This is a genomic window from Parvibaculum sp. (assembly GCF_049672805.1).
Taxonomy (GTDB): Bacteria; Pseudomonadota; Alphaproteobacteria; order Parvibaculales; family Parvibaculaceae; genus Parvibaculum.
The window spans coordinates 1-5,581 of the sequence record NZ_JBATWS010000460.1 but is presented as its reverse complement, the minus strand read 5'-3'; the positions used below and the strand labels follow the sequence as shown (position 1 = coordinate 5,581).

Below are 5,581 nucleotides of genomic sequence, written 5' to 3'. Positions count from 1 at the left end.
CCAGAGGGCAGATCACGACATCAAATGAGCCGAGCTTGTCGCGCTCCGCCTCGGACAGAAGGCCCGCCAGATCCATATGCAGGAACCGCACATCGGCATGTTCCACTTCCATGGAGAGGCTGTCGATCCGGGCTTCATCATCGCATGTGATTGTGTAGTCCACCGCGCCCTTTGCGCCCATCGAGGCGATCTCGCGCACAAGCGCGTTCGCCGTACCGAGCTCCAGCACGCGCAATCTGCGATTCTTCGGCCAGTTCTTGACGATCACGCCAACGGCCTGCTTCAGAAGAGTGCGGGCCGGAGAAAAGCTTGGCGAGCTTTCGAGCAGATGTTCGCGCAACTCTGTATTGAGCGGTTCATCCGCACCGGCGAGGCTGCGCTGCATCAGCGTATTGAGTTCGGCGAGATAGCCCGGATGCTGCGCAAATGCTTCGGCCCACAGGTCGGTGCCATGATCACTCTGACCTGTCAGCACCTCGGTGATCGCATCAAGATCGGGCACCTGCTTCGACGTCGCGGCCGCGCTGTCGTGGAATGACAATGCTTCAGAAATCTCCGATGCACGGGGCGTTCTGCAGTTCGGCCCGACATGATCGACGGGCAGAAGCTCAAAGCGGAAGCGCCGTGCACCCGCGCTGACACCCTGACGGAGATCCGCGCGCAGAAAGCGGAACCCCGTCACCTCCGCCACGCATTGACCTTCGGCATTGAAAAGAACGAAATCCGCAACCAGCGATTTTTCTGTCTTTCGGCGAAGGCTTGCGTCGCACCGCGTCGCATCTTCATAAGGACGGTACAGCTTCAGGCGCCCAAGCTGATATGGCAGATAGGCGCTGCCCTCCTTCATGCCCTGAGAAAAGAGCAGGGAGAAAAGGCCCTGCAGACAGCCATCGAGAATTGCAGGATTGAGCGCAAAGCGCTGTCCTGCATAAAGATCCGGCCTGTGCAGAATTACGACCGCCTCATTGCCTGAAATCTGGACACCCTCGACCGCGCGAAAGGCTGACCCGTAGTTGAGACCGATCCCGGACGCAATTTCATAATGGGTTTTGCGATCTATCCGTAGTGCGTCAGCGCCGAGATCGCGCGATGCAGGCGTGTCTTTCTGCCCAAAAGTTGCCGCCGAAAGCCGCCCCACGGCATTGAGTGACCAGCGATCATCGCTCATGCGTTTGCGTGTTTCGATGCGGAATGCCTTGTCATCTTCGTCATAGATGAAGCGGACATTCATGACCTGCCCGCGCGTGAGAACAAGCGGGCGGCGAATTTCCAGCATCTCGATTTCGTGGCACGCGCCCTCGAAGAGAGCCAGTGACGCTTCCAGCGCAAGCTCAACAAATCCGGCGGCAGGGAAAACAATGGAGCCGCCTACATCATGGTCTTCAAGAAACGGGTAGATCTCGGGATCAATGATGCTTTCCCATGTCGTATAGCCGCGCTGCGGGCGCACGCCGAGAAAGACTCCTTCCCTTGAACGGAAGAGAGCGCCTTCCGCCTCTGGTGTCGCGCGAATCCAGTGACTTTCATGCTGCCAGGGATAGGACGGCAGTTCCACGCAACGCCCCCGGACGGGGAAGTGGCGCGCGAGGTCGATGTTTGCCCCGGCGCAGAAGGCCATGTCGCGCACGCGCCTGATCGCGAACGCGTCATTGTCGGACTTCGTGAAAGAAGGGATGGGCAAACTATCGTGTCCCGCCTCGCGCAGGATTTGCCGAAGATAGGGTTGCAGAATCGCGTGCGGGCCAATCTCGATCAGAATGTCCACGCCATCATGGATCATCTCGCGCAGGGCATGGTGGAACTGGACCGGCTTGCGCACATTGTCCCACCAGTAGGAAGCATCGAGATGCTCGCCAGCGAGTTTTGCCCCATGCACGGTCGAGTAGAAGGGAATGCAGGTTGTGCCCGTTTCCACCGTGCCGACCATCGCATGGAAATCACCGCGCACCCGATCAAGCACATGGCTGTGGAAGGCATAGTCGAGATCAAGCATGCGGAAGAAAATCTTCCGTTCGGCGAGCTTTTTGCCAAGCGCCAGAAGGGCCGCTTCATCGCCGGCAAGCGTTACCGAGCTTGAGCTGTTGATTGCTGCAAGTTCAACCTTGCCATTCGCTTCCGCTTCAATCTCCCGGGCCTGCTCCGGCGTGAGGCTTGCGGCCGCCATGCGGCCATCGCCCCGTGTCAGTCCTTGCGCGTTTGATCGCGCAATAATGAGGCGCACGGCCTGATCAAGGCCGAATGCACCGGAGACATACGCCGCCGCTACCTCTCCGACACTGTGTCCCGACACGGCATGGGGGGTGAGGCCCGTTTCCTCAAGGCAGGAAACAAGCGCGAGTTGAATTGCAAGCAGCGCAGGCTGCGCGAGTTCCGTGCGCTGCAACTGTTCTGCAGCATCATCCGCATGAAGAAGCTCGACAAGCGACCACCCCGCATGTTTGCGGATGAGAGCATCTATCTCGTCAAGGCGCGCGCGGAATGTTTCACTTCCGGCATAGGCCTTGCGGCCCATGCCGCCCCATTGCGCGCCATTGCCGTTGAATACAAAGCCGACCTTGCCCGTGTGCGATGATGCCTCGCCGGAAACCGCGCTGCTTGCATCACCTGCAGCATAGGCGCGAAGCGCGTCCGCGATATTCTCTCTGCTATCACCTTCGACGATAAGCCGGTTCCTGAGTCGTGCACGGCGGTATGCCGCTGTGTAGGCAATATCGTAATAGTCATCACGCTCCGCGCTCTGCAGCAGATCGGCATAGCGCGTTGCCATTTTTTGAAGCGCACCTGGCGACTTTGCAGAAAGGACGAGAGGCGGAGGAGTCGCTGTTTGCGGCCTCGACTGGGATGCCTCTTCCACATGCTCGCGCAGGATCACGGTCGCATTGGTACCGCCGAAACCGAAAGAATTGACGCCCGCGTAAATCGGTCGCCCAGTGACGGTGAGAGGCGTCAGCTGCTGCGCAGGCGCAATATTCAAGCCGTCAAAATCAATCTCCGGGTTGAGCGGGTCTGCATGCAGCGTCTTCGGCACTGCGCGATTGCGAATGGCGAGAACGGCCTTGATGAGCCCGGCCATGCCGGAAGCAGGTTCGAGATGGCCGATATTGGATTTGGCGGAACCAATCGGAAGCGGCCCGCTTTCCGGCCGACGTTTGGTTGCAATCGCAAGCGAGATGGCCTTGCTCTCGGTGGGATCGCCCACCGCTGTGCCGGTGCCATGCGCCTCGAAGAAATCGATATCAGCGGGATTGACGTCGAAGCGCTTCAACGTCTCGGCGATCAGCCTGCTCTGCGCTTCGTAAGAGGGGAGGGCGATGCCATTGGTGCGCCCGTCCGAATTTGTGCCCGCTCCCGCAATCACCGCGTGGATCGGATCGCCGTCGCGAATAGCCGCCGCGAGAGGCTTGATGAGAATGACCCCCCCGCCTTCGCCTCTGACATAGCCGCCGGGATTGGCGCCAAAGGCCCGGCAACGCCCGTAGTCGGAAAGCATGGTGGCCTTGGAGAAGCCGACAAAGGGGAACGGGCTCACAAGCAGGCTGATGCCACCCACCAGCGCCATTTCGGAACGGCCCGACCAGATCGCATTCAGCGCCTCGTTGAGCGCAACCAGCGAGGAAGAGCAGGCCGTATCGATTGCCATGCTCTGGCCCTGAAGGCCGAACTGGTAGGAAATACGGTTCGCAGCAATCGACAGCGTCGTGCCCAGCATCATATAGGCATTGGCACCGTCAATATCGCCCTGTTGTACGGAGCCGTACTCCGTAGATGAGATACCCACATAAACGGCGCAATTCCGGCCTTCATAATGCTCAGGAATCTGTCCGCCGGACTCGAAGGCTTCCCACGCGAGTTCCAGAAGCATCCGCTGGTGGGGGTCCATCGCATCGGCCTCGCGTGGCGAGATACCGAAAAACGCTGCGTCAAAACCGCTTATGTCACCCAGCGTGCCGGCGGAAAAGGTGTAGGAACGGCCGCTTGCCTTTTTGTTCGGGTGCTTGAACCGGAAATGATCCCAGCGATCGGCGGGAATTTCGCTGACGGCATCACGGCCGGAAGCGAGCAGCTCCCAATAAGAGAGAGGTGAGTTTGCCCCGCCCGGAAATCGGCAGGACATGCCGACGATAGCGATATCGGTGGCTCTGACTGTTGCCACGCTTCAAATCCCCCCCCGGGTTACTCGCACATGCCGGACAAAGGCCCGACGATCTACTTTAGAGCTGGGTTACATCTATTGAAGTTCGATGAACCTTACCCAAGCCACACACACAAGGCCAGCAACGATGTGTCATCTGGCTTGTCTATAGCGCCTAGGCTCCAAACGCCCCGCGGCTCGCGCGTGAGACTTGATCGCAGCCCCCGATCAGCCGTCCCTAAAGGCAATCTTGACGAATCGGACAGCCGTTTGGGGGGCGTAGATCGAAAGGTCAGTCCATAAGCCGGTCGTAGCGCGTCGCGGATTAGGGGATAACAGCACCTATTATTCTGCCCGAATCGGCGATCTGCCGCTTGTTGCCATGCCGTGTCGGTTTCCGCCCTTTCGGCGGCGTCTGGCAGATAGTATGAAGTCGGGGGGAGGTGTGTGGGCGTTCCGGGCGCTCAAAAACTCTGTATACCCATTAGTACGCGTGCGTTTTCGCAGATGACGGATGAGGTGATGGCTTCCTGATCTTTGTCGGTTGAGTTTTTCATTTGCGGGCATCTGAAGTTCAGCGACAATCCTCAGTATTTTGTTCGAAGACCAGCTCTCTCATGAAAATTGCGCAATTCGGTACTTTTGATGTTGAAAATTTTGGGGACCTCCTGTTCCCGCTCATCTTGCGCTACAGATTGCGCGACATTGAGGGGCTGCAGTTTGAGCATGTATCTCCGGTAGGTGGGGAGCCCATTTGGGCGGACTGTGTTCCTTCAATCAGCATTCGTGATTTCGCTTCCCGGTCATCTGATTTTGGATGTGTTTTCATTGGCGGGGGCAACATCATCCACGCCAATATTTCCGATGTCGGCGGTTATCGGGCAGGCGGTGGCGCGCATTATGCCGATCTGTGGCTCGGTGCCTCGCTGGCGGCCGCGCCTGAAGCGCCTGTCATATGGTTGGCTCCGGGGCTTGCGGCGCCTTTGCCGAGGCCCTTGACTGAGCAGGTACACGAGGCCCTGCAGCGCGCTTCAATTCTTGCCGTGCGCGATGAGATCAGTCAGCGCTACCTGCAAGAAATCGACCCGGACGCAGGTGTGCTCCTGGTGCCGGATACGGCATGGGAAGTAAATCATCTGTGGACAGAAGATAAACTGAGAGACGCTCGCCACCGGGCCTTTACCGACAGGGGACATGACGTACCGGACCGTATCGCCGTCCTTCATTTGAATACGCGCTACTTCGCGGGGCAAAATCCTGAGGATGTGGCGCGCCATGTGGATGAGATTGCCGAGCATCTGAATGCCACGCCGGTGCTCGTCGCCCTGGGGCCGTGCCATGGAGACGACATCACGGCGCAGAAGATCGCGCTGCTTGCGAAAAGCAAGTCTGTCGTACTGGAGCCAAGAAGCCTCTCCGAGGTGGTTGGTTGCCTGAGCAATTCGGTAG

2 protein-coding genes are annotated in these 5,581 nt (G+C 58.8%); one reads left to right on the top strand and one right to left on the bottom strand.

The features are described 5' to 3' along the window. On the bottom strand, window positions 1–4,153 hold a 4,153-nt coding region (locus WBF74_RS14345; RefSeq protein WP_424441115.1), incomplete at its 3' end, for a type I polyketide synthase. A gap of 596 nt (window positions 4,154–4,749) precedes the next feature. Between WBF74_RS14345 and WBF74_RS14340 the strand changes: the two genes are divergently transcribed. Beyond that, window positions 4,750–5,581: polysaccharide pyruvyl transferase family protein (locus WBF74_RS14340; RefSeq protein ID WP_424441113.1), on the top strand; the 832-nt coding region annotated here is incomplete at its 3' end.